The organism is Bradyrhizobium nitroreducens, from assembly GCF_002776695.1.
GTDB lineage: Bacteria > Pseudomonadota > Alphaproteobacteria > Rhizobiales > Xanthobacteraceae > Bradyrhizobium > Bradyrhizobium nitroreducens.
This window is the reverse complement of record NZ_LFJC01000003.1, coordinates 6,438,050-6,461,755: the sequence shown is the minus strand read 5'-3', so window position 1 is coordinate 6,461,755 and position 23,706 is coordinate 6,438,050. Positions and strand designations below refer to the sequence as shown.

The 23,706-nt window shown below is 59.1% G+C and carries 16 protein-coding genes and 1 pseudogene; 13 read left to right on the top strand and 4 right to left on the bottom strand.

Going from position 1 to position 23,706, the window contains the following annotated elements; translation table 11 throughout:
- The first annotated feature begins 36 nt into the window (after nucleotides 1-36).
- From TSA1_RS30790 to TSA1_RS30770, 6 genes are all read left to right on the top strand, one after another.
- Nucleotides 37-528, top strand: a complete 492-nt coding sequence (locus tag TSA1_RS30790) for a hypothetical protein (RefSeq protein WP_145984400.1) — start codon at nucleotides 37-39, stop codon at nucleotides 526-528.
- A 1-nt stretch (nucleotide 529) separates the two neighbouring features.
- Entirely contained in the window at nucleotides 530-1,015 is a 486-nt protein-coding gene (locus TSA1_RS39395) for a DUF7665 family protein (protein ID WP_161497284.1), read from the top strand.
- Nucleotides 969-1,490, top strand: a complete 522-nt coding sequence (locus TSA1_RS30785; RefSeq protein WP_161497283.1) for a Mov34/MPN/PAD-1 family protein — start codon at nucleotides 969-971, stop codon at nucleotides 1,488-1,490. The genes TSA1_RS39395 and TSA1_RS30785 overlap by 47 nt, the downstream gene beginning before the upstream one ends.
- 2 nt (nucleotides 1,491-1,492) lie before the next feature.
- Complete coding sequence (locus tag TSA1_RS30780) at nucleotides 1,493-2,851, top strand: ubiquitin-activating E1 family protein (RefSeq protein ID WP_100179602.1); 1,359 nt, start codon at nucleotides 1,493-1,495, stop codon at nucleotides 2,849-2,851.
- A 131-nt stretch (nucleotides 2,852-2,982) separates the two neighbouring features.
- The gene (locus TSA1_RS30775; RefSeq protein ID WP_100179601.1) at nucleotides 2,983-4,149 is read left to right on the top strand and encodes a metallophosphoesterase family protein; all 1,167 of its coding nucleotides are present in this window, start codon (nucleotides 2,983-2,985) and stop codon (nucleotides 4,147-4,149) included.
- Nucleotides 4,146-6,821 (top strand): AAA family ATPase, encoded by a 2,676-nt coding sequence (locus tag TSA1_RS30770; RefSeq protein ID WP_100179600.1) that lies wholly within the window; start codon nucleotides 4,146-4,148, stop codon nucleotides 6,819-6,821. The genes TSA1_RS30775 and TSA1_RS30770 overlap by 4 nt, the downstream gene beginning before the upstream one ends.
- Before the next feature lie 227 nt (nucleotides 6,822-7,048).
- Here the strand turns inward: TSA1_RS30770 and TSA1_RS30765 are convergent, their stop codons facing one another.
- On the bottom strand, nucleotides 7,049-8,236 hold the full coding sequence (locus TSA1_RS30765) for a hypothetical protein (protein ID WP_145984399.1): 1,188 nt from the start codon (nucleotides 8,234-8,236) through the stop codon (nucleotides 7,049-7,051).
- A 66-nt stretch (nucleotides 8,237-8,302) separates the two neighbouring features.
- Nucleotides 8,303-9,028 carry an SOS response-associated peptidase gene (locus TSA1_RS30760; protein WP_100179598.1) on the bottom strand — a complete coding sequence of 242 codons (726 nt, stop codon included), beginning with the start codon at nucleotides 9,026-9,028 and terminating at the stop codon, nucleotides 8,303-8,305.
- Between the two features lie 562 nt (nucleotides 9,029-9,590).
- Here TSA1_RS30760 and TSA1_RS30755 point away from each other — a divergent pair.
- Together TSA1_RS30755 and TSA1_RS30750 are read left to right on the top strand one after the other, a co-directional pair.
- Nucleotides 9,591-10,496 (top strand): hypothetical protein, encoded by a 906-nt coding sequence (locus TSA1_RS30755; protein ID WP_100179597.1) that lies wholly within the window; start codon nucleotides 9,591-9,593, stop codon nucleotides 10,494-10,496.
- Nucleotides 10,497-10,582: 86 nt separating this feature from the next.
- On the top strand, nucleotides 10,583-13,549 hold the full coding sequence (locus TSA1_RS30750) for a tetratricopeptide repeat protein (protein WP_145984398.1): 2,967 nt from the start codon (nucleotides 10,583-10,585) through the stop codon (nucleotides 13,547-13,549).
- A gap of 12 nt (nucleotides 13,550-13,561) precedes the next feature.
- Here the strand turns inward: TSA1_RS30750 and TSA1_RS30745 are convergent.
- Nucleotides 13,562-13,771: pseudogene (locus tag TSA1_RS30745) on the bottom strand (TIGR02391 family protein); the annotation flags it as partial.
- A 322-nt stretch (nucleotides 13,772-14,093) separates the two neighbouring features.
- Nucleotides 14,094-15,203, bottom strand: a complete 1,110-nt coding sequence (locus TSA1_RS30740) for an LOG family protein (RefSeq protein WP_100179594.1) — start codon at nucleotides 15,201-15,203, stop codon at nucleotides 14,094-14,096.
- 99 nt (nucleotides 15,204-15,302) lie between these two features.
- Here TSA1_RS30740 and TSA1_RS30735 point away from each other — a divergent pair, with 99 nt between their 5' ends.
- From TSA1_RS30735 to lysA, 5 genes are all read left to right on the top strand, one after another.
- Nucleotides 15,303-17,078 (top strand): phospholipase D-like domain-containing protein, encoded by a 1,776-nt coding sequence (locus tag TSA1_RS30735; RefSeq protein ID WP_100179593.1) that lies wholly within the window; start codon nucleotides 15,303-15,305, stop codon nucleotides 17,076-17,078.
- A gap of 323 nt (nucleotides 17,079-17,401) precedes the next feature.
- Nucleotides 17,402-18,658, top strand: coding sequence for an endonuclease/exonuclease/phosphatase family protein (locus TSA1_RS30730; protein WP_161497281.1), 1,257 nt, complete (start codon nucleotides 17,402-17,404; stop codon nucleotides 18,656-18,658).
- 49 nt (nucleotides 18,659-18,707) lie between these two features.
- Nucleotides 18,708-20,045: a hypothetical protein gene (locus tag TSA1_RS30725; protein ID WP_100179591.1), complete on the top strand. Its 1,338-nt coding sequence runs from the start codon at nucleotides 18,708-18,710 to the stop codon at nucleotides 20,043-20,045.
- A gap of 79 nt (nucleotides 20,046-20,124) precedes the next feature.
- On the top strand, nucleotides 20,125-22,260 hold the full coding sequence (locus tag TSA1_RS30720; protein ID WP_161497280.1) for a patatin-like phospholipase family protein: 2,136 nt from the start codon (nucleotides 20,125-20,127) through the stop codon (nucleotides 22,258-22,260).
- Nucleotides 22,261-22,394: 134 nt separating this feature from the next.
- Nucleotides 22,395-23,690, top strand: coding sequence for a diaminopimelate decarboxylase (gene lysA / locus TSA1_RS30715; RefSeq protein WP_100179589.1), 1,296 nt, complete (start codon nucleotides 22,395-22,397; stop codon nucleotides 23,688-23,690).
- The last annotated feature ends 16 nt before the right edge of the window (nucleotides 23,691-23,706 follow it).

Sequence of the window (23,706 nt, the reverse complement as noted above, 5' to 3'; positions counted from 1 at the left end):
CGGTCCATCATGGACCCCATTCAGGAGAAAGCATCCATGTCCACCCTCGCTCTCTTTGTTCAGGTTCACGGCACTCCAGGCCTGCGCGAACTCCAGCTCGCCGAAGCCGTCACGCTCGGGGAACTGCACCTGGCTCTCGAATCGCTGGGCATCAAGGTCGATGATGAAACGTTCGTATTCATCGACGAGGCAGAAAAACATGAATCCGGCCCGCATCATGAGCCGGTCGCGCATCTGAAGCATGGCTGCCGTGTTCACGTCAGCCGCTGCAAGCAGATCGAGGTGACCATTCACTATCTCGACAAGACCGCCAAGCATGCGTTCGCTCCCGGCGCGCGCGTTCGCGCGGTCAAGGCGTGGGCGGCGCAGCATTTTCACGTCAGCCCCAAGGACGCCGCCGAGCACGTCTTGCAACTCTGCAAGTCCAGTGATCGCCCCTCAAGCGATACTCCGCTGCATCAGGTCGCCAAGGGGCATGAGTGCACGGTGTGCTTCGACTTCGTCCCTGAAAAGCGGGTGGAAGGCTAACATGAACGCGCCAATCCCCCCGGATCGCTTGCTTCTCGATCAGGATCTCGCCGCAGCGGAATTTCGCTGCGGCGAAGCCGAGGGCCGTTGGCGCTTTCTCTCGCTGCGCTGGCCTTACGTCATCATCGCAGTGAGTGCCCCGGCGCGCCCGAACGCACCCGACGAGTTCGGCTTCCGTTTCGAGTGCACTGGCTACCGCCAGACCCCGGTTACCGCGCAGCCGTGGGATCTCGGCCGAGATGCGCCGTTGCCTCCGTCGCGATGGCCGACCGGGCCGACGCATGTTGTGGCGGTGTTTCGCCCTGACTGGAAGTTCGGCCAGTGCCTGTACCTGCCATGCGACCGTCTTTCGATCGAGGGCCATCACGACTGGCCAATCAAATACCCGAGCCGCATGTGGAACCCCGCGCGCGGCATCATCTGCTACTTGGAGCAACTGTATGATCTCTTCAATCATAGCGACTATTCGGGCGTGGTGGGCGCCTGAACATCGCCTTTGCTGTTCATCCCATCGCTGGCGCGGGCTTGTTGCCGAACTTGATCGGCGCGGCCAACGCCGCCACGAGGCTGGTGCGTTCCTCCTCGGAGCGACGCACGGGGCGCGGCGCGAGGTGGAGCAGATCGTGTTCTACGACGAACTCGATCCGCGAGCCTATGCTACGGGCGTCTGCGTGCTCCATGCGGATGCCTTTGCGAAGCTTTGGGCGATTTGCCGCGAGCGCGGCCTCTCCGTGGTCGCCGACGTTCACACGCATCCGGGAGCCGGGTTCCAAAGCGATTCCGACCGAACCAATCCGATGGTGGCGCGCCAAGGCCACATTGCGCTCATCGTACCAGATTTCGCCCGCTGGCCCATCAATCCGAAGCGCATGGGCATCTACGAGTACCGGGGTGACCACGCTTGGCTGGACCACAGTCCCGCGCGCGCACCGCATTTTCTTTACACCGGCTTCTGGAGTTGACGATGTCCATACCAATCGATCACACCGAACTGCATCGCACCGCCAAGTATTTCATGGACAATGGGCGCGCGTCCACGCACGAGGAAGCGATCGCTATCCTCAAGTCGTTTGGCCTCGTTGTCCACGTCGGGCCCGAGCTTGCCACCAGTGCCTTGCACCAGGCGGCATTGCTCACCCTCGTCAATCTTGCGCGCCGAACACTGCTCAACGGCGTCCATGTGTGCGGGATTCCCAAGGGCGCCGCTTGTGTGTCGAAACTTTCGAGAGCTTCGTCTCTCGCTGATGCGGTCACCGAGCTCGGAGGGACGATCACGTCGTCGCCGCCAGCAGACTGGCCGCAAGCTATGATTGGCAGCGCTGCCACCGCCATACGCCCGGCGTGGCGTGTAACATGGGAGGGGTGGCGTGGCGGCGTCGTGATGGCGGGTCATCCGGCAAAACTCGACGAAACTTCCGGGATGGAATTGGCCCCCATGCTCGCGGCGGCGGTGTGCGCCGCCGAAGCGTTTGCATTTTGCGCAGGCGATCACTTGCTTGCGGGTCGGCGCGCGCACGGCCTTTCCCTTTGGCGGCCTGGTCAGGACTGGCTCATCTCCGATCACAGCGAGCCGCGCCTGGCTTACCTGCCCTCCAGCCTGTGGATCATCGGCCTTGGAAATCTCGGGCAGGCCTTCGCATGGCTGCTATCGGCTCTCCCTTACTGCGAGCCGCAGAAGGCGACCCTCGTGCTGCAAGACTTCGACCGCATCGCGGCATCCAACGACAGCACATCGCCTCTTTCATTCAGGAAAGATATTGGCCGTCGCAAGGGCCGTGTCGTCTCGGATTGGCTTGAGGAGCGAGGCTTCCAGACCTTCGTTGAGGAGCGTCGCTTTGGCGGCTGGATACGGCGATCTCCGGATGAGCCGCGCGTTGCGTTGTGCGGCGTGGATAACGCGCTCGCACGAACCGCCCTGGAGGAAGCAGGTTTTGACCTCGTGGTCGAGGCTGGCCTTGGCGCCGGGCCAGAAGCCTTTCGGAGCCTCGCCGTGCACACGTTCCCAGCCACCCGCACCGCTAAAGAGATCTGGTCGCGGCAAATTAGCGACCGCGCCGTTTCCCCGGAAAGCATGCCTGCGTATCAGCAACTCAAGAAGGCTGGCATGGACGCTTGTGGCCTTGCGCAGCTCGCGTCGCGAACCGTCGGGGTGCCATTTGTCGGCTTGATCGCCGGCTGTCTCGCCGTATCCGAGCTCCTGCGCCGACTGCATGGAGGCATCGCGCTTGAATATGCGGCTGGCTCGGTGTTCGCACTCGACGATATTGAGTGTGGGTCAATCGAAGCGGAGGTCTATGCGTTCGGCCACCTGCCGCGCACATGAGTAAATCGCAGGGAAGGGCGAGGCAAATATCGGCGACATACGGGGACAACCGTCGGTAGCCAGCGTTTTTCTCTATTTCCGTGCAAGTTGAAGGCCTACCTTAGTGCAGATTCGAAGTTGAAGGTGTGTCCATGAAATTTATTCATTCGTCCGATCTCCAGATCGGTAAAGCATTCGGGTATTTCGTACCCGAGGTCGCGAACATCCTCCAGGATGCGCGACAAGCGGTCGTCCGCACTCTTGGTGAAGCCGCGGTCGAGGCGGGCGCGACCGCGGTTCTGATTGCCGGGGATATCTTCGAAAAGCAACAGATGAGCCAGCAGACGCTCGGCCGAGCGATCGAAAACATGCGCTCCTTCAGCACGGTTCAGTGGCATCTCATGCCGGGCAATCACGACCATGTGCGCGAGAGCGGGCTTTGGGATCGCTTGGCCCGTTCTCAATTGCCGGCCAACGTGAGCCTGCATGTTCGGCCTGGCGCGGTTCAAATTGCGGATGATGATGGCGCCCCAGTGTTTCTTCTACCTGCTCCGCTGCGCTTCACATCAAGCGTTGATGACCTCACGGCCTACATGAACGACGATCCTACGCCGGAGGGCGCCATCCGCATCGGCATGGCTCATGGCTCAATCCAAGGCTTCGGCTCGGAAGGAGACGCGAGCAATTATGTTGCGCCAACTCGCGCTGACGAAGCCGGCCTTGTTTATCTTGCCATGGGCGATTGGCACAGGCAGATCAAGGTCAATGATCGCTGCTGGTACAGCGGAACGCCGGAACCGGATCAGTTCAAACTTCCGCCAAACGCAGTGACGTCGCTCTGCAACGGCGGTTCTGCGCTGCTTGTCGAGGTGAACCGCTCAAGGATGGTGCCGTCGGTTACCCCCATTCTGACCGGCAGGCATCAGTGGCACCGTATTGAAAGGACACTGACCGAAGACAGCCAGATTAATTCGCTGGAAACCCAGCTTCGAGCGCTCAATTCGGACCTCAGCGAGCTCGTCATCGACTTGCGCGTGGAGGGCGTTCTATCCCTTTCCGGTCGTAAGGCATTTGAAGAGCAGATTGTGCAGGGCGTGGGGACTGCTTTCAGGGCAATGCGCTTCGATGATTCCGGCTTGGCTCTCAATCCCACGGAGCAAGATCTCGATGACATTGATCGCGCCGGCTTCGTACGCGTTGCTGCGGACCGTCTCAGGCTCATCGCCGCCGACGCATCGAACGGGGCACGAGCGCACACCGCCGCGCAAGCTCTGAAGCGCCTGTATGTCGAGCACCTTCGCCAAGGAGCGCGATCATGAAAATTCGCTCGGTCGAACTCACAAATTTTCGGAAATTCGTCGGAACGTTCCGGGTCGATTGCATTGGCGACAATGTCAATGTCTTAGTCGGCCGAAACGAGCTTGGTAAATCCACGCTGCTGGAGGCTATCAACGCCGCTATATTCGAAAAGGCCAAGTCCACAGCCGCTCATGTGAAGGCCTTCCGGCATCTCGCTAACCAAACCGTCCCAGAGGTCAAGCTTGCATTTGACGTGGACGGGAAGAGCTGGCTGATCCACAAGCGGTTTGCGGGGCAGGCCGGGAAAGCAATGCTGTCGTGCTCGGACCAGCGGTTGTTCGAGGACGAAGCTGCCGAAGCGGAATTGCAGCGTTTGCTCGGCTTCAGCGGCGGGAGGAGCGGGGGCGAGCCCGGAATTTGGGGGACGCTGTGGGTTCAGCAAGGCCAGTCCTTCGGCGACGTCGAGCTGAATGAGCAGGCTCAGCGGACCATGCAAGGTTGCCTTGAAGCCCAAGTTGGCCTTGTCACCGGCGGCACGCGGGGTCAAAAGATTCCCAAAGCTGTAAGGGACGCGCTGGACGCTCTTCGAGGGGCGAGGGGACCTCGCGGGAGGTTCAAAGACGCGGTCGACAAGCTTTCCGATGCCAAGCAGCAGGTAATCGATTTGGAAGCAAAGCGTCAGGCCGTGTTCCAGTTCATGGAAGACCTTGGGCGCAACAAGCATGATCTCAAGCAAGAGCTGGATGGATGGGACGAAAATGCGCACCGGCTAGAGCTTGAAGGCGAGCGCACCAAGCGCACGGTCGCTGTGACCCGCGCGGCCGAGGTCGGAAGTGCGCGAAGCGCGGCTAAGCTAGCACTTGAGAGGGCGACACAGGCCCGGAAGCTGGTGGATGATCGGGTCAAGGCTGTTGAAGAACTTCGACCGCTAGAAGCCAGCCTCTCGGAGCTTGGCGCGCAGAACGATGCGGCGCTCGCTGCGCAGGCGGATGCTCAGGTCGCTGTTTCGAAAGGCGAAGCAAAGCTGGCGGACCTCCGTATCAAGACGACCCAGAATGCCGAGCGAACGCGGAAGTTGGAGCGGGTCCGCAATGTTGTCACGCTGAGCGCAGAAGCCACTCAGCATCAGCACGTTATTGACACTTCTGCGGCCCTGGAGCTGGAACGTCAGCATCTCGGGGAAATGATCGGAGCGATTGCGGCGACCGACGAGGGAGTTACTCGCATTGAAGAGGCCGTGACTGAATGTGCGGCGGCGGATGCCGCCATGAGCGCCGTGGCGACGACTGTTTCTTTTGCCGTTCACGATGATGCGCGGGATAGCATTCTGGTCGATGGCAATGCGATTGCCGCTTCTGCCAGTTCCATGCCCATCATGGGCAAGACAACGGTTGCTATTGCGCGCGTTGGAACAATCACCATTGAGCCTCAAATCAAGAACCGAGGCGCGTTGCTGGCGCGGCGCGAGGCTGCTGTTCAGGAGATGAAAGACGCATTGCAGGCCGCTGGGGTTGAAAGCCTTGCCGCGGCGCGCGCGGCGACAGCTCAACGTAAGGAGCACGTACGTCGCCTCAGCGACATCGGGAAGGAACTGGCTCGCCTCGTTCCCGGCGACAAGTCCAAGAAGCTCGCGCCAGGGTTAGACGCTCTTAGGAGCCATTTGAGCGAACTGCGCGGTCGGCTCAAAGTTGATATGAAGGCCTGCGAACTTACAGAAATCCCGGCCGAGAGCGCGCTGGCGCGGGATATCCAGGAAAATCTTGATGATGGAGCGCGGCTAGAGGCCGAGATCAAGACGGCGGATGCGGAGATGGCTGGCCCCGCGGATGTGCTACTTCAGGCCGAGAAGAAACTGCGTCAAGTCCGGGAACGCATGGCGGGATTGAATGGCACAATCGAGAGCAAGAAGGCAGACCTAGCCGCGAGTCGGACGAGCGGAAGCGACGAGCAACTCGCTTCAGCTGCAGAAGCGCTGGAGCGCGAAGCGGTCGTGGCGGATACGCTATTGATCGAGAAGGAACGGGAAGAGGGCGAAAGCCTTGAGGCTATTGACGCCAGGATCAAGCGGCTGGAGAGGGCAGCCAGTAATCACCACCAATCTATTGCAAGCTTGAGCAATGAGGTTACCCGGCTGACGGCGTTGATTGAGGCAAACGAGGGGGCCGGTGTTGAGGAAATGCTTCTCGGCGCCGAGGCCGAACGGGACCGCCTCACGAACACGATCGCGGAATTTCACGAAGAAGCGGATGTCCTTCAATTGCTACTAGATACGCTAGAGACGGCAGAGGGTGAAGCGAAAACACGCTACCTCGCGCCGGTCGTAAGTCGGGTTGAACCTTACTTAAAGATGTTGTTGCCCGGGTCGAACATCGTCCTCGATGAAAACCTGCAAATTGCGGCTCTCCAGCGGAGCGGTCAACGCGAAGATTTCGAAGTGTTAAGCGGCGGGACAAAAGAGCAGCTTGCCGTTCTGACCCGGCTTGCATTCGCGGAGCTCCTGCTCGGGCAAGGACGGCCAGCCACAGTTATCCTTGATGACGCTCTAGCGTTCTCCGACGACGAACGGATCGAGAGTATGTTCGATGTGCTAATGCGAGCAGGAGAGAATGTGCAGATTATAGTTTTGACGTGCAGAAAGCGCCTTTTTACCCGCTTGGGCGCGTCGCCATTGGAGATTCGAGCGGCGTCTTGATGCAGCTCGCGAGCTAAAAGCGAATATGGGGAATTGTCATCGAAAATTGCGCGACTTCACCTTCAGGGTATCGATATGCAGGTCTGGTACGTACATATCTCCCGGTTTCGTCACAGGTTGCTTGGGTTCCCGGCTGTCCATGCCACTCGCGCCGCCTTTTGGTAAAGCGCCGAGGCGAGGTCATCGATATCCGACCAGAAACGCGCCGCTGACGGAGCGCAATACGCTCAATAATCCATGTTATCGTGCCGGTCCTGCTCGTAGCTCCAATGCATGATCCATTCTTTGCGCTCCTGAGTGGTGCCTTCACACAGCCGCTTGTAGAGCGCGATCTGGTCGGCTGAGTAAACCGGATCAACGCTTGCTTCAATGAAGTCATGCGCGCTTGACAGTGGTCCGTTGCGCATCGCTTCGTCAAACTCGTCAAACACAGCGCAGGCCGCGCCATGATCATCCTTCTCAACCGGAATAAAATTGAACCTTACGCTGTTGCGGATTTGCGTGAAGTTTGCCGGAAGCGCGCCAACAGTCGGGATGTGAACAAAGAGCGATCCGCCATCGTTCTCGACGCCGCCGTGCGCAAATGGATTCCGGACGCGCTCCTTGATGCGTTTCAGATCGGAGTACAGCTTCTGCATTGCAGGTTCGTCCACATCGACCAGCGCTTTCAACTTCTCATCCCAGAGCTTACTCAAATATGCCGTGAGCTCACCCTCAAGCAGCGGTTTGCCGGAGAACGCGCGCAGCAGCACAAGATTATGTTCGAGCCTGCTGAAATAGGCATCGACCATTGCCGTTGAATGATAGAAGCCTTGCGTCCGCGCGCGCATGGTTTGGTTCCAGCCGCGGGCGAACTCGGCAAGCACCGGTGAAAGCGAATCCGGTTTTGCCTTTGCCGGCTTCGCGCGCGGTTTCCGCTCCGCTGTCCGGTACGATCGGTCTGCAAGATCGCGGAAGAACCGGTAGCGGGAATCAAATTCCGAGTGCCGGTTGGCAACCGTGACGTTCCCGGCTGCGGCTTGCTGTTTCGCTATTGGCTCTAGCCAATCTTCGACATGCTTGACCGCAACCTGCAACTGGCCGCACAGCCGCTTCATATCGACGGATTCAGCCGCGTAAATCCTGAAGCCAAATTTCGCCATTTCCAGCGAGACCGGCGCGCCGTTGAAACCGAAATTGACCGCCCACCGCATCTTTTCGCCAGGACCGAACCAACGAAAGCCAAGGACGTTGCGAAGCGCAAAGAGGATCAACTCCGGGACGGGAAACTGTTCGGGCTCCGGTTTTACGCTCTTCGTCGGTGCCTGTTCGCTCCAATCTGCGGAATCTCGCGAAAAGCCCTTCAACGCCTTTTGCAGCCTTGGGCGCAGCACCGTGAAGGGATCTTCTGCCGTATCTTTGGCTGTTGGGGTCACATTCAATCCTCCCGGCGTATTCTTAGCGCTCGACACCGGTCGTTGGCTCAACTTTATCGTAACGTTTTATCCGCCCAGCGGCTGATCTTCCTTGGTACCCGTCGCTACGATCCGCAGAACGCCGTCCGCAAGAGGCCGCTGTAAGTTCAGCGCTTCTTCCACCGGCGCCTTTAGCCAGATCTCGATCTCGTCGGGCTTGGTCAGGATCACGGGCATGGCCTTGGGGTGAATAGGGCCGACCACGTCGTTGGGATCGGTGGTAAGAAACGCGAATAGATCGTTTGTGGTTTCGCCTTCCTTGACCTTGCGCACCGAGGTCCAGTTGGTCCAGAGCCCGGCGAATACGGCCAGCGGCCGGCTCTCATCGAACGCGAACCAGATATCGCCGCCTTCCGCCTTGTTGAACTCGCTGAAGGAGGAAAATGGGACGACGCATCGGTTCTCAACTCCAAGCCAGCGTGTCCAGTGCTTGCTCCCGGTGTTGCGGATGTTGGTGGTGCCGCTGTCCGGCTCCATGCGCAGCAGTTCCTTGAAGTCCACCGTCTTGCCCTTGGCTTCCAGCTTTGCGGCGCGCTTCTTGGTAGCTTCGAACAAGGCCGCATGCGAGGGGGGCATTCCGCACCGGGCGAGCGACAATTCGCGCACGCCGTCCGGCGCGTTGCGTACAATGGGCGCGCGGTAGTCGGGAAAAATACCCGGCATGGGCGGAAGGTTGCCCGTTGTGTCGCGCATGGCCCGTGTCAGCGCGATGATGGCGGCCTGGCCCTTTGTGAGGCTGTAAAGATTGCACATGCCGCAAGATATCGCGCCTCAAACAGAACGAACAATCCAAATCGATAGCTCGCTGAGCGCATCCGCTGGTCGCGGAACGGGCTCTCGTGAACCGAGCCCCTGCTTCGCACAGGGCTACGCAGGGTCTCGGCCATGCGGCTTCGATCCCTTGCGCAATACGGGGTCGCTCGCCGGAGGCACTCGCGTTAGGGGCTGCCGCTGCGCGGCACCGCTATCACTGCCCCGAACGCGGGTGCCTTCTTAACCGGTCTCGCGACTGCACTCGCTTTCGGTCGCGCCAGCTTCGCTGGCGTCGTTATCACTGCCCTTCAAGCGGGTGCCTCTTACTCCTTCCCAATCCGCACTTACGCGTTAGGGCAAAGCCCGATCGGCCGGGCGCTTGTCGCCGAACACGTCTGGCGTCGGATCGCGGGATAGGTGTGGTAAGCGAGATTTCAACCCTTGCACATTTGAGCTGGTATTGTCAGCTTCACCCGTCATGGCCCGAACCTCGCAATTCAACGCCGGTCCCCGGCTAAACGCACCTCCGGTTGGCGATCCATCACGGGAAGCCGTCGCGTCATTGCGCGGATACGCGTATCAGCTTTACACGAGTGCGCTTGCCTGGATCGAGCTCCGGAATCAGGAGGAGCTGTACCTCGAGGTTGCCGAAGACTATGCCGTTGCCGCGCAGGGCGCGCTCAAAGCGGTGCAAGTCAAAGACACAGGCCCATCTACCGTCACGATCAACTCCGAAGGCGTCCAGGAAGCGCTCGATGCATTTGTTGACCTCGTGGAGCGAAACCCGCAAACGAACGTTTTTGTCCATTATCTATCGACCTCTCCAATTGGGCAGGAACGTGCAGTTGCCGACCGTGCCGGAGGCAAGCCAACTCTTGAATATTGGCGGTCGGCGGCGGCCGCTGCCGACGTTGCGCCGCTACGCAAGGTCTTGCTGGCTTCCGGCCTCTCGGAAAGAGTCGCGCGGTTCATCAACGCGCGGGACGATGAGGCGCTGCGGAATGACTTCCTGAAACGGCTGCAATGGGATTGCGGGCAGCCTGACCTCCGAGCGGTTCAGGACACCCTGTCGGCACGGCTGGCGACGTATTGTTCAGAAGAACTCCAATTTTATGCTGACGATGGCGAAGACCTCGTCGGTACCGTTCTGATGCATGTCCTCGACACGATCGTCCATGGCAAACCGCGCCGCCTTGATGCGTTCGGCCTTCGAAAGTTGCTGGAGAATGCCACCACCGTCCGCGTTCCCCGAATTGCAGCGAACGCAATTCTGCAACAGGCAGCAGATCGCCTCGCTGGTTCGCAAGGAGAGGGAATTGCGACGCCAACGGTTCTTGCAACCGAAAGTGACCTTCCTCTGCCTGCCATCTTGGCGCGCAGGCCCTCGTTACTGACGAGGTCATCGGCCGTCTCCGTGGTTTTGGAGCGGCCGTTGTCACCGGGAGTTCCGGGCGAGGTAAAACGCTGATTGCCAGACTGTCGTCCCGGGAGCTCAGCAACGACATCCGCATTGTTGATCTGCGGAACGCCTCGCCGTCGGAATCCGTCACCCAGTTGCGGCTGGCCGCCCGCGAACTTCCGGCAACACGTCCGCGTGCGTTGCTGCTGGACGATCTGAACGAGATTGACGATCCCGGCGTCAGCGATGCCTTGGCTCGGTTGCTCTCGATGATCCGGCGCACCGACGCCGTCTGCATCATTACGGCTTACAATCAGCCGTCAGGGCGAGCCTTGGCTCAGGCAGGCCTTGATCAGAGCGTATGTCTTACTGTCCCTGATCTTTCAACAGATGAAGTCGAGGAAATGGTTGTCGGTGGCGGCGGCGATGCGAAATGGGCGCAAACGCTCTATCTCGCCGGAGGATTTGGCCATCCGCAGCTTGTGAACGCACTGATATCCGGATTACGGGCCCGGGCATGGCCTGAGGACGAGCTAAAGCGCCTCCGCGAGTTTGAGCGCTCGGACGACGTTGAAGCCGAACGCGTCGCCGCGCGCCGCCAACTCGTGACAGCACTCCCCGAAGCTGCGAAGGCACTCCTATATCGCGTTAGCCTGACGATCGGCAGGTTTGATCGCCCGATCGTACTGACCCTTGCTGAACTCCAGCCGCCTATTCCCGCACCTGGCGAACAGCTCGACCTGTTGGTTGGCCCGTGGATCGAGCCGTATGCCCAACAGCAATACCGTGTCTCGCCACTCGTCGCGAATGCCGGGGAGGAAACGTTAGGGCTATCTGCACAGCTCGGCGTGAACCGGGCCATCGCGGAGGCGTACACCGCTGGTTCGGTACTCGATATTCTCAAGGCGAACACGGCGTTTCTTCACGGGCTGCGCGGAAAATCGCAGCCAGCCCTCATGAAACTTGCAATTGGAATTCTTACCGCGAAGAAATCGGTCAGGAGAGATCTTGCCGACTGGATCACCGGGATTCGGCTCCACAGGACGGATCGACCGATCTTTGCGGAAGACACGCATGTGTCGGTATTGCTTCGCCTCTCACAACTGGTGCTTCGCGCCCCCGCCCGGGACCGCGAGGCAGTCGCAGAGTCCTGGCAGGCCTTGCAAAGGGAGGTTGCTCAGGCCGCATCCACCCATCCCGAGCTCGAGAAGTTGGCAATTGGAAAAGCGCTCAGCGACACCTCGCTGTCTGCGCTCCTGCCCGACTGGGTAGGGCTCATCCTGCGCTTCGCTGCGCTTGCCGGGACAGATGTCGATTTTGGGACTCTCGATCAGCCGATTGGTGGCATAAAAACGCCCACGGTCTGTGGGATATTGTTTCTGTTGCAGGCTTCCGGAATCGGCAGTGTCCTTGAACTTAAAGCCGTGTTTGACAGCCTCGATAGCCTTTCCGCCGAGCAGCGCGCCGCGCTTTTGGTGAATGTGGCGGAATTGCCAAGCGATTTCTCGGTCATCGTCAATCACGCGTGGTTGGCGGAGTCCCGGCAAAGCATCGACTTCGCGAGGTGCGCGCAGCTTTATCATGAGATGGCCGCGCAAGCGCTTCGCTGGGGTCTTCGTCAATTGGCACTACGCTGCTACGTCGCCCGATGCGTCATGCTTGACGAGTATGCCGTCGACCCAGAGGGGGCGCTGAAAGCTCTGGACGAGGCCGAGCAAGAACTTGGCGCCGATCCTGTCCTGTCGAGGGCGCGCGCCAAGGTTTATTACCGTCGGAAAGATCACGCCGCCGCCCTGGCTCTCTTGCGCGACTCCGCCGACAAAGCCGCCCGAAACGATTTTGTCGAACAGACCTTCATGTTGCGGGAGGCCGGGATAAGCGCAGCGGAGACGGGCGATTGGGAGGATGCGGCGCGATGGTTTGACGCCGCGCATGATGCGGGATCGAAAATCGTGACTGACGGTTTGGCGATGATGACCCTGGGTCTTGTCGCAGATCGCGGAATTGCCGAGTTTTTGGCGGGGCGTCTTCCCGACGCCATTGCATCTTTGGCCAAAGCGTTGGAAGGGCTGCCTCAATTTGATCCCACGGCGTCACTTGGGGCTGGCTATCTTCACAGGGTTATTCGACACGCGGTCTTTTGCGTAAATCTTCGCGTGACTGGCAAGAAGGTGATGCTGCCGGAGCAAGAGGGCGCCATCGTACCCGGCATGTGCAGCAATCCAGAGCCGTCGGATATGAGTGACATGCCGCTCGGGCATATCGACATCGCATGGTATTTGCTGGCGGAAGCCGAGCTTGCCAGGGATGCCGGGTCGTCCATTGCGGAATCGCTGCGAAGCCGTCTTGGCGGCAAGGCTATTCCCGCGATGGAGATCAACCTTCGGGCAGCGCGGCTAGAAGCAGCGATTAAAGCTTCGGACGTTCATCGGCTTTTCGCCAGCGTGTCGAGCTGGGTTGAGGGTCTCCTCTTCGTTCAAGGTCTCGGCCAAAGCTACAGAAGCTTTTCGCCGCTTGATCCCACCTACGGCGAAATTGAACCTGCCTCGCCGGAAAAATTTGAAGACGCGAACGGACAGCGGCTTCTTGCGAACGCCTTCTTCGGCTTCGGAATCGCTGCGAGCCTGCAGGGGAGGCCCGAAGCTCTGCAGGCGCTCCATGCCACGATGCCCGGCCAGCACTATTCCGCCGATCTCACCCGACTGGTGGGCGTGATGGCAGGTGCGTTGGAGCCCGATGCCGCGAACGAAGCGGTCGAAACCGCCATCAATCTGGTCGCCACGCGCGGGGCGGAGCTTCAGCCGGATGATGTGTTTGTGGCGGCCTTGAAGATGATCCAGTTCATTGCGCGCTCAACACTGAACACGGCATTGGCGCCGCTTCTCGCACACTGGTTGCGCGAGCGGTGGTCGCAAGCGGTTGAGCAACAAGTCTTCCTCCTGCGAAATCCGGCAACAAACATCCCTGCGATTCGGCGCGTCATTGGCATAGAGGAACATACCCTTGAATACTGCGCGCACTTCTTGTGCACCGTCGCACCAGCGGCCACAACGCGGCTGGATGAATCGCTTCGTGCTTACCTCACCGATCTGTCGATGCCGAAGTCGAACTTCGCGAGATGAAGTGCCTGTCCCTCAGGGCCTCGGCCTGCGCGCATCGACGATGCGCAGAAGATGCGAGGCGAGCAGCAGCTGATCTTTTGCCTCCTCGACCTCCAGCACCAGCGAGCGGTGAGAGATCGGGTTCCGGTATGTATTCATCGCGCCGATGAAAAGTGTTTGCAGACCTTCGCGTTCAGCCTTGGGCTTGCTTGTATCCCGGTCGCCCATTGGACCGGTATCGGGATCGAATGCTTTTTTTCATCAGGCGCTCGCCGTATTCTGTGAACGCATACCCACCGGCCGACCGAACGGCCTCCTCGATAGCGACGAAGGCTCCCCTGACAGCGTTGACAAGATCATTATGCGACGTGGAATTTGAGCTGCGCACCACGCCGTTCCACGCACTCTCTCGGATAGCCGGATGTAAGAGTGTCAAGTAGGGTGCATACGCCTATATGTTATTAACACCGAATATTCGCGTGCGACCGACAGGCGCCGTTCTCGGCATCTGATCGGGGACTCTCCTCTACTTAAAGACGGTCGGAGTCTCCGCGCACGTTCGTCGCTACCGCCGGTTCATGCGCAGGGTTCCGAATTTGAGCGGCTCCGCCGCGAGCGCGAAAGTGAGATTTTGCTGGGACGTTTTCTCGTGGCCGCGAAGCGCTTTCATGATGGATGGATGATCCGTAGTGAAGAGAAGCTTCTCATCAAGGCACGCCTCAACTTCCTTCTTGGGTCGATTGTCAGAGACAAGACCGAGCGCCAAAATCGGACGGATCGTCGGTTTCACATTGATGCCGGGCGATGTGGCTCGCGTATCACCCATGACGGGGTCCGTTTCCCAATACTTGTCGGGATCGAAGAAAATCATCGGGGTCACTTCCTCGAGCGTTTTCGCGTAGTAATTCCGCTCAACGTCCTGGTATACCTCGCGCATGGTTCCACCGCCGCGCCGGCCATACACGATCCCGGCGCGCGAATTATTGACGAGAGCCTCTTCCCGCAGGCTGTTCTGAAAATACTTCGCATAATGGGTCGCGAAGGGCATCGTTGGCTCGGCACCGTAGAGCCAGGTCGGGATAGCGAGGCTGACCGGAAGAATATCGGGGGCCTTGGCGCGCGCCTCGAGTGCGACTTTGAGCCATTTGCGCGCGTCGTCGATGGCACCGAGCTTTTCGTCCTTGATGGTCCAGGTGTCGGTAAAAAGGTCATCCAGAATGGGCGCTCTCGGTACCGCACTTAGAAGGCCGATCGCCTCGTCGAGCGGCCCAACACTCTCGGTCGAAGAAAAAGCGACGCCGAGATGGGCGGCCTCCATCACCCCCGGCCCTCCGCCCGTGACCAAGAGAAAGCGCGCGCGGGCAAGATCGCGCGCCAAATAAGCAATCGCCTTATAGGCCGCATGGTCGCGGGGAAGACTGTGACCTCCCATCACGCCGACCAGTGGCCGTTGAACGGTTTTCAAAAAAATACGTAGGGCATCGGCAATGGCGGCGTCGTGCGCAGCTTGCGCGGCGCGGACGGCGAGTGACGTCGGCACCGGCCCGCCGTCGGTTGCGAATTCGCGGTAAATCGCAAAGTCCCGGGAGAGCGTGAAGCCCATGGGGTCCCATGGGTTGAAGCCTCCGAGCAAGTCCTGAGCGTTGTACAGTTGGCTAGGCACAATGATGCCCATCACAAAAACCTCCGGCGAATATGACAAAAGTAATTCAGCGCACGCTTCAACGGGCGTTATACACCGTACGCACGTATTGCGCGAGCGTCGTATTCGTGCATGATGCGCCTCGAAGCGGGGGGAGCGATCATGGTCACGGCGGTGACGGTCAAAGCTTATGCTAGCCCGAGCTGCGTGCTCTTGACGTTCGACTGGAAAGCCGGCGCCGAACACGACGATTTCCTTGGGTTCGCCATTCAGCGCAATCCCGGTTATGGGCGCGACGGAAAGCCGCAATTCCTCTTCAACAAGCTCGACTTTGTGCCTCTCGCGGAGGAAGCCGCCCCGAAGGGGAGCGACAAGGCGCCCATCCAGAAGTTCAACTGGTGGGACGGCGGGATCAATCTCGACGACCAGGGCCGGAGCTTCGAGTATACGATCATTCCTGTCCTTGGCACCGGGCCGGGCGATCTGCAGCTACAGCACGCGGCGGCCGGCAAAAAGGCCGTAACGGTGCCCAAGCCCCTCCAAGGGCAGATCGCCACCTACTTCAACCGTGCCGTCATTAGTGCGCAGAGTTTTGCCAAGCAAAAGGACAAGCCGCTTGAGAAGCGGATGGATTGGCTAGCCAACGGCCTGCAAAACGCCGTTCCTCAGATCCTTAGCGAGAGCGATGCCTTTGAATGCGCCATCTATCATCTATCGGATAACCGGTGGATCATCCCGGCTTTCGAAGCCTTCAAAGGGCGCGGCTCAATCATCTATTTCGACAAAGCTGATGACACAAAATCCCGAGCCGCAGCGCTTCAGATCGCGGCCGCGCGGCCCAACATTTCGATCCACAAGCGCGATGCGATTTCCAAGCTGATGCACGACAAGTTCATCATCTCCTATCGGAAAAAGCACGAGCAGGCGGTTTTGGTGGGTTCGATGAATTTTACGCCGGAAGCCCAAACGATCCAGGCCAACCTCCTTCATATCATCCATTCCCGTGAACTTGCCGCCCTGTATGCCGAGCGCGCGAACGTGCTGGCCAAGAATCTCGGCAAGAAAGATATGGACCCGCCGGACTGGAACGACGTCACAGACGTCGACGGCACTGAACTGCGCGTCTTCTTTTTGCCCGAGCCCGGCGAAAGCCGAAAATTTCTCAACACGGTGACCGAGGCGGTCAAGAAGGCGAAGTCCTCAGTGCTGTTTTGCATGTACACGGCCTCCGACAAGGATCTCATGGAGGCGATCTTTGCCAAGGGAGACTCTCCAAAACACCTTATCTACGGGCTTCTCAACAGCATCGATGATCCCGACAAGCCAACTAAGAAGGGCGAGAAGCGCAAGCTTCCGGAGATCGCCGCGACCATTTTCCACCGCTCGCAGAATAACCCCGATACGCTACCCTACGCCGCTTTTGGGACCAACGCGCCACGCGGTTTCCTTCCCGAGCTCAAGACCATCGATACCTCGCCCTTTGACGCCTCCGCCCCAAAAGGCAAAGCAAAGCCTGCAAAAAAAGCTGCAAAGAAGAGATCCGGCGGCCCGCCGCCGATCCACGTGCACCACAAATTCATCGTGATCGATGGGGATACGGACGCGCCCACGATCTACACGGGCTCGCCGAACTTCAGCAAGGCATCGGAAAACTCCAACGACGAAAATGTCCTTGAGATCAAGGGCAACACGCAGCTGGCCCAAGCCTATGTTGCCGAGTTGATGCGGCTCTACAATCACTACCGTGCCCGCGCGATCTGGAACAGGACCCACGAAAAGGCGGGCAAGAAGCCGAAGCCGGGCTCCGAGGCGGATCCTCTCATCCTCAAGAAAACGCGGGATGAGTGGGTGAAGGACGCTTACAAAAAGGGCACCAAGGCCTCCCTCGCGAGGGAGCGCGGCCTGTAGGACCAGCGGTCTACTGCTGGTGATTCATAGTCTCAACTTTGTTTGATTTTGCTTTTTGCAGTTTTGCAGCATCGCCTTCGACCAGAATGAGCCATTTCCATTGCCATCGAGCACGCATGGGGCATCGATCGAAAGGCGACGCGCGAGAGCGTCTTGGGCGGGGAGGGTGCTATCGGCAAGCTTCCCAACGGCTGTGTCGCTGGTAGCCGGGATCCCATCCACCCCGCCGGCATGCAACCCCTGAAAGCCAAAGGAAACCTGCACCAGGTGCGGTCGCCTCAAGTTGAATAGGCCACCTTGGCATGAATCTCTGGAGCACTACGATGATTGGTCGCCGAAATGTCCTGTTCGCCCTGGCCGTCCTTCTTGGCACAGCGCCGGTCGCTCACGCACGAGACATTCGGATTGCGACGTGGAATCTCGGGTGGCATCTCAGTCAGGCCGAGGCGAAGGAGTGGATTCGTGATTGCGGCCAGCCTTTTTCCCTCAATCCCGCGAGTGGATTGTTTGAGCCCTCAACGACGGGAGCGACCAAGCCGGGCTGGGAACTCAAATGGGGACGGAACGCCAAGATCAAATGGGACATCGCCATAAAACCACCATGTGACGTCTACCAGGCCGGCTTCAAGATCGTGCCAGTGACCGAAGCCGCTTACCAGAAGCGCGCCCAGCAACTCCAGGACTTCATCCGAACGAACCTCGATCCCGACATCATCACCTTCCAGGAGGTCAGCGGTGCCACGGCCGTGCGCGAGGTTCTGCCTAACAACGGCGCCGATTACGAGATCTGCTCGTTCGACACGTTCAAGGTCCAGCGGCTCGCGATCGCCTGGAAAAGGACTCTTGGAACGGGCTCCGAGTGCAGCGTCATTGCGCCCCTCTCCCTCCCGGATCTCGCTGCTACCGATCAGGTGCGGCCGGGGTTATCTCTGACCTTGCAGATCGACGGCAAGCCCCTGCGCGTCATGACCGTGCATCTCAAATCCTCCTGCGTGAGCCCGCTCGAAGACCGCGGCAAGCTTGATGGTGGCGGCGACGCCTGTGCCATTCTGCAAAAGCAAATGCACCCACTTGAGGATTGGCTCGAAGCGAGTTCGGCAACCATGCCCGTCGTTCTGATGGGCGACTTCAACCGTAATCTCTCGCACGAGAAGAATTCGATCGCGAAATCTGCTGTTCGCTCAGACGGAAGTGATCCCGCTTCCCCGCTTCCAGCCGGCGTCCTGGTCCGCAGCCTCTATGGCGAGGTCAACGACGGCGCCCCTGCGTCCAGCGCCCTTCTCCACCTGGAGCCGGAATGCCAGGTCAACCCGGTCGCCAAGCAACTCTGCGAACGCTCCAAGCGTGAACTCTTTGATCAAGACGCACTCAAACCATTGACCAAGGCGGATAGCCTCGGTTGTCGTAATCCCATCGGACTGGATCAGATGCTCGTCAGTGCGAGCATTTCTGTACCGTACTCTGCCACCAAGCTTGCCATTGGACGCTTCGGCGGAACGCGGCCGGCTGGCCAAAGCCATTCTGACCCCTTGCTTGCGATCTCGGATCATTGTCCGTCAAAGGCCACGCTTCAGTTTTAGTGGAAGCTATTTCTATTCAGATCGGGATTGATTCCAAAGGGAGGAAGCAATGACCTGGGTACCAGCCAAGAAAAATATTCCCAATGTCAACATCATCTCGCTGACGCACGCCATCGCTAAAGACATCAGCGGCGTCTCTCTGCCGGAGTTGATCGAATTCGGTTGGGAGCAGTTCGTCCTGTCGGTGACCCGAACGCGAGGCATGCAAGTCCAAGTGGAGGGGCTGTCCTCGGAAAAGCGGGAAAAATATCTCACGCGGTATGCCCTAACCCGGGCGGAGGGCATCAACACCTTCATTGATGAAGACACGGAAGTGTTGTCGTTCGTCACCGCATTGAATGCTCTTCCCGATGACGAGCGCCCCTCCATGGCTGGCAATGTCGGCGCTGCGGTTGCGGATTTGACGATGGAAAGCCTCGGCTTCCATTGGCGTGCCAACGCGGCTGAGCTCAAGCTTTGGCAAAGCTCCGGCGCGGGAACCTCCAGGAAAACGCCAGACTATGTCTATGATCCCGGAAGCCAGCACGGCTTTGACGCTGGCAGCGTCGTGATCGTCGAGGCAAAGGGCAGCCTATCGGCTACGGAAGCGCAAGAGGCAGCCGTCAATCGTCGCGCACGCTCAGCCTTCAAGGAGCAGGTCGAAGATTTCATCGGAGCACAACCGGTGGGCCTAACCGTTGCGAACGGTTTTGCGATTTCCTTTGGATCGGTTCCAGGTACTCAAGAATCGCGCCTTGCGATCGCCAGCCCTCAAACGGTCGGGGTCGAACCGCAGCCTGCGTCACTTTCAGCGGCAGCTGTTGGTGGCGTCAGGAGGATACGCCTTTCGCAGCCACAGCCGCAGCAGCAAGAGAGGAAAATTCAGCAAGAGTACGTGAAGCAACAATTTCAGCAACCCGTCCAGCAAAAACGTGGCGGTGGCGGAGGTGGCGGCGGCGAAGGCGAAGGACGCCGCGAAGGCGAGCGCGCAGAGCCGAGTGGCCGGATTGCGTTCGCAAACTATGAGAACCTTTTTCTGATTTGCGGCGCCGGCAACGCGGCTGCGTTTTTGCGCAGTATTCTTGCAGGCGGATCGGAAGGTGAGCTCAAGGAGGAGGCACAATTCCAGGAGTTTCGGGTCCATTATAGCGATCCACCGATCTTCGGCGGTCCGAATGGACCATGGAGTTACGGCATCTATGCTCCGTCGGTGGAAGCGATACTCCGAGCTGCTGCCGCCAATCGCTCAGGCCCGCCTGCGACCGTTGATCTTCCTCTCGCTCCCGCTGGGGGAACGGCGGAAGTGGCCGTGCCGGTGATCATGCAGGGCGACGGGTTTGCGTACGTGCACCCTCCCGGGGGGGCGCACTACAAAACGTGGGATTTGATCAAGGGCGATTGGGTCTGAGTTAGAGATCGGATTTGAGGGTGGATTGATGTTACCGGAAAGTGAACGCGATTCCCCTCGTCTTGAGTGTGACATCGTCATGGCCGGCGGTGTCACGAGCGGGATTATCTATCCTGGCGCTTTGGCGATGATCGCGCGCAAATTCCGCTTCCGATCTATTGGCGGGACATCTGTCGGCGCGATCGCGGCGGCCGTGACAGCTGCCGCTGAATACGGACGCCAAACTGGGAAAAACCCGAACGCCTTTGAGATCGTAAGAACGCTGCCGAAAACGCTCGGCGAAGCGGCGGCCGACGGGCACACGCGCCTGTTTCATTTGTTCACACCGGAACCAGCGACCAGGACGCTATTGGCGTTGGTAACACCGCTTTTCGCTCAAGGCGCACGGATCAAGCAGGCATTCCAGATCATCGGCATTACCTGCTCTTATTGGCAAATCGCGCTTCCCTTGGCGTTGAGTTTTGTCGCAGGCCTGTTGGTTTTTCTGTGGCTACTGTTGAGCGGAAGTCTACAGTCGCTCCTGTTGTCAGCGCTGGCGTTGGCAATGACCATCGCTTCGTCTCTTGTGGTTTGGTGCGCCTCGACCTTGTTGATGCTGAAGCGGCAATGGCTCCTTGCCTGGCGATCTAACCAATACGGGATTTGTACCGGCCGCGCATCGCCTGATCCCAAGACCATCAAACGCCCGGACTTCGAAGGGCTGACGCCGTGGATGCATCGGGCGGTGCAGGATGCTGCTGGACGATCAGTCGCCGGCGGTCCACTCACGTTCGGTCAGCTTTGGTCGCTGCAGCAGCCAGGGGGAGGCCCATCTTCGATCAGTCCCCATTCGCCTCGCGAGATTGAGCTTGCAATGATCGCAAGCGATATTAGCCGGAACCGCACGGTCCAGCTTCCCTTTCTTGAGACACCTTCACCTCTCTACATCGAAATCGATGTTCTCAGCGCATATTTCCCGTCTTCGATTGTCGAATGGATGATCAATTCTTGCGGCGACTACGATAAGCGTGTCGAGCCGAGGTCCGACGTCATTCGGCTCCCGCGGCCTCAGGACTTGCCCATTGTGTTCGGCGCGCGGCTCTCCTTGAGTTTCCCTGTCCTTTTGTCTGCGTTGCCGTTGATGACGCCGGACTTCAATAAGGGAAAGGGAGAAAGCGGTTACATCCCACTTCGCCGCGTCTGGTTTTCGGATGGCGGGCTGACCTCGAACTTTCCGATCCACTTCTTCGACAGCCCGATCCCGTCGCGCCCGACCTTTTGTTTGAACCTCGTCGATTTCGACGCAGAGAGCCCGAGCGCGCTATCGACCAATCGCGTAGATGATGAGGAAGACGATCCCGCGGAGGTCGAGCAAGCGCTTGCCAAGCCGATCTCCCAGCCGGGAGCCGCTTCGCGTACTGCCGCGAACCGGCCCGACGTCACGACAGCGACTGATCCCGCGCCCCACGACAAAGTCTGGGGCTTTGTTTCCGTCGCACAAGGAAACCAATTCATACCGGCTCCATTCACGGCGTTCGATACGAAGCCCGGTACGGGTGTCCTTTCATTCGCGGCCACGCTCGTGAACACGGCCAGGTACTGGAGCGATAATCAAATGCTGTTGGCGCCCGGTGTTCGGGATCGAGTTGTGAACATAGCTCTTCGCGATGATGAAGGCGGATTGAACCTTGACATGAGCGCGAAAGTGATTGCTGATCTCGATTTGCGCGGGCGAGCGGCGGGCATGCTAATCGCGTCCAGGTTCGATCCAAACGAGAATACCGATCCCGAAACCGGTGGCCTAAGCGAACCCATGTTCGCAAATCATCGCTGGGTTCGGTTCAGGGGCTTCATGGCTTCATTCGAGGACATGTCGCGCCGCTTTGCTCGCTCGCGGCGTGCCTCTGATGCAGCGGCGGTTGAGCGCCGTGAATCCCTTCTCGATGATATGATCGATGGCATGGCGAAGGAAAAGCTGGGCTACCCCGCGCCATATGGAGCCCGAGCCTTTTACAAGACGGCAACGGATAAATTCGAGCAGCTTTCGCTCTGGATGGCGGGAACGACGTCACGGGAGCCTGCTGCGACATTTGACAGGGCCCGCGAGTTTAAAAATGATCGGGTTAGCAAGCCAGCCGGTGGCGCACCGCGGCCGATAATGAGAAGCCGATTACGGCCATTAGTAGACAACGACCCGCGTTCCGAGAGTGCCGACTTCCCCGAGCCTCGTGATTGAATTGCTTTTGCACAAGCGCCGGGGGCGGCTCACTACACCGGCAACGGCGGCAAATTCATTTCTCCACGGAACTGACTTGACCAACGCATGTAAAGATTGTTTCGTTATATTAAACCAGCAAGGGTAGAATTAGCATGCAGCGCCTGCCGGACGATCTTTTGCGTGAACTTGCAGAGAAGTATCATACACCGCTGTATGTGTTTGATGAAAATACAATTCGCGGGAAATGCCGCGAACTGACGTCCGTCATTACCTATCCGAATTTCAAGATTCGCTACGCCTGCAAGGCGTTAACGCTTCAGGCCGTCCTTCGCATCATGCTGGCCGAAGGCATGTGGGTCGATGCCTCATCCATCAACGAGGTTCACAGGGCGCTTCGTGCCGGGTTCAATCCCGAAGAGGTCTTCTACACCGGCGAAGGAGCCACAGACGCGGTGTACCGCTTTCTCGCGGACAAAGGCGTCCTTATCAACTGCACATCGCTCGATCAGCTTCGACTGCTGGGGGCCACAAGGCCCGGGCATTGCTGTTCTATCCGGATCAACCCTGGTGAAGGCCATGGCGAGAGCGACCGAACCAATACCGGGGGCCCGAGCAGTAAGCACGGAATCTACAAAGACCAGATCGACGAGGCCAAAGCGATCGCTGCCTCTCATGGTCTGCGTATCGTCGGAATCCATTCTCACATCGGATCGGGCTCCAAGCCGGAAGAGTGGCGACAGTGGAACAAGATCAACGAAATTGCTCTGGATATCGCTCGCGGGTTCGGAAGCGATCTCGAGTTCGTCAACCTCGGCGGCGGTCTGCCGGTGCCCTATCGTCCGGGCGAACAGCCCATGGATGTTGCTCAATGGGGTAAGGAACTGTCGGAGAGCATGCAGAAGCTGGCCGATGACCTTGGCAGGAATGTCCGCTTCTTCATCGAGCCGGGCAGATTCCTGGTCGCCGAGAGCGGAGTCCTCCTCGCCGAGGTTCAAGCCGTCAAGACCACGCCGACCGAAGGAAACATCCGCGGGTACAATTATGTCATCGTCAATACCGGGCTGAACCACAACATTCGACCCGCAATGTACGGAAGCTACCACGACATTCGCTTTTTGCCGCATGATCAGGTGCCCCGAGGAGAAGGCAAGGAATACGTGGTTGCCGGATATTTGTGCGAATCGGGTGACGTGTTCACGGCGGACGACAGCGGGCGACTGATGCCTCGCCCGTTCGCGGAGCTGAAGGTTGGCGATCTCATGGTCATGGGCAATATTGGCGCCTACAGCCACGCCATGAAGAGTGAATACAACTCGATGAACCTGCCTGCGTCAGTCCTCATCGATGCAACCGGACGCACACGGATCATCGAGAGACGCGGAACGCTCGATGACATCATGCGGCGGGAGTTGGAGGTCTACGACGAAGGCCGGGATGCCAGCATGTAGCGGGTTCATGACCCCG

Coding starts and splice junctions, on each gene's coding strand:
- TSA1_RS30790 (WP_145984400.1), top strand. CDS start 37: ATGTCCACCCTCGCTCTCTTTGTTCAGGTTCACGGCACTCCAGGCCTG.
- TSA1_RS30780 (WP_100179602.1), top strand. CDS start 1,493: ATGTCCATACCAATCGATCACACCGAACTGCATCGCACCGCCAAGTAT.
- TSA1_RS30785 (WP_161497283.1), top strand. CDS start 969: ATGATCTCTTCAATCATAGCGACTATTCGGGCGTGGTGGGCGCCTGAA.
- TSA1_RS30740 (WP_100179594.1), bottom strand. CDS start 15,203: ATGGGCATCATTGTGCCTAGCCAACTGTACAACGCTCAGGACTTGCTC.
- TSA1_RS30735 (WP_100179593.1), top strand. CDS start 15,303: ATGATGCGCCTCGAAGCGGGGGGAGCGATCATGGTCACGGCGGTGACG.
- TSA1_RS39395 (WP_161497284.1), top strand. CDS start 530: ATGAACGCGCCAATCCCCCCGGATCGCTTGCTTCTCGATCAGGATCTC.
- TSA1_RS30730 (WP_161497281.1), top strand. CDS start 17,402: ATGATTGGTCGCCGAAATGTCCTGTTCGCCCTGGCCGTCCTTCTTGGC.
- TSA1_RS30720 (WP_161497280.1), top strand. CDS start 20,125: ATGGCCGGCGGTGTCACGAGCGGGATTATCTATCCTGGCGCTTTGGCG.
- TSA1_RS30775 (WP_100179601.1), top strand. CDS start 2,983: ATGAAATTTATTCATTCGTCCGATCTCCAGATCGGTAAAGCATTCGGG.
- TSA1_RS30760 (WP_100179598.1), bottom strand. CDS start 9,028: ATGTGCAATCTTTACAGCCTCACAAAGGGCCAGGCCGCCATCATCGCG.
- TSA1_RS30725 (WP_100179591.1), top strand. CDS start 18,708: ATGACCTGGGTACCAGCCAAGAAAAATATTCCCAATGTCAACATCATC.
- TSA1_RS30770 (WP_100179600.1), top strand. CDS start 4,146: ATGAAAATTCGCTCGGTCGAACTCACAAATTTTCGGAAATTCGTCGGA.
- lysA (WP_100179589.1), top strand. CDS start 22,395: ATGCAGCGCCTGCCGGACGATCTTTTGCGTGAACTTGCAGAGAAGTAT.